At 42.5% G+C, this 961-nt stretch carries 1 protein-coding gene; it reads left to right on the forward strand.

Annotated elements, in window-relative coordinates:
- Positions 1 to 123: 123 nt before the first annotated feature.
- On the forward strand, positions 124 to 961 hold an 838-nt coding region (locus tag A3750_RS12810; protein ID WP_156498569.1), incomplete at its 3' end, for a DnaA ATPase domain-containing protein.

The raw sequence follows: 961 nt of genomic DNA on the forward strand, positions 1-961 counted from the left end.
TCTTGTTTTCGAGTACTCAAATTCCTGGTCGTTTAGATAGCGTGCTTTGTTCAAAGTGCCCGATGTTATTTAAGTAGATTGACGAGGTTTTATATCGAACGTAATAACTAATATGGTTAGCGAATGCTTGAATCAGTTTGGGATAATTGCCTGGCTCGTTTAGAACAGGAGGAGTCCGCGCAAAAATTCAATATGTGGTTGAAACCATTACAAGCAGCGATCGTCGATGATGTTTTCTCCCTATTTGCGCCAAACCGTTTTGTCCTCGATTTTGTTAACGATCATTATCGCAAACGTATTGGTGATTTGGTGGTAGAACTCTCTGGTAAATCCTTACCGGTCAGGGTCTCAATAGGGCATGCGCCTAAAGCAAGTTCTACAGATAACGCATCACAAGGTTCGGTAATCGAAGCTGATAGACACGCAATTAAGAATTCACGAATTAGTCAGATATCCGATGTAAGCCAATCGCGAACCACCTCTGAGCGGACGAGTTCCTCTTTTAAAGAGAACAACCGGGCGCTGCATGTAAGTAAAGATGCCTCTTCGTCGGACAATAAAGAAACTGGCGTTGTAGAGCATAAAAGTGCACTAAATGACAAATTTACGTTCGATACCTTCGTCGAAGGTAAATCTAACCAGTTGGCGAGGGCGGCGGCGGTACAAGTTGCAGATAAGCCTGGAGCATCGTATAACCCGTTGTTTTTATATGGCGACGTTGGTCTAGGTAAAACGCACTTGATGCATGCGGTTGGCAATGAGATCAAAGCACGTAATCCAAAAGCGAGGATCGTGTACTTACATTCAGAACGTTTTGTAGCGGATATGGTTAAGGCATTACAGCGAAACGATATTGCCAAGTTTAAGAAGTACTACCGTTCTGTAGATGTGCTTTTGATAGACGATATTCAATTCTTTGCTGGAAAAGAGAGATCTCAGGAAGAGTTTTTTCATACGTTTA

This window comes from Oleiphilus sp. HI0079, assembly GCF_001635105.1.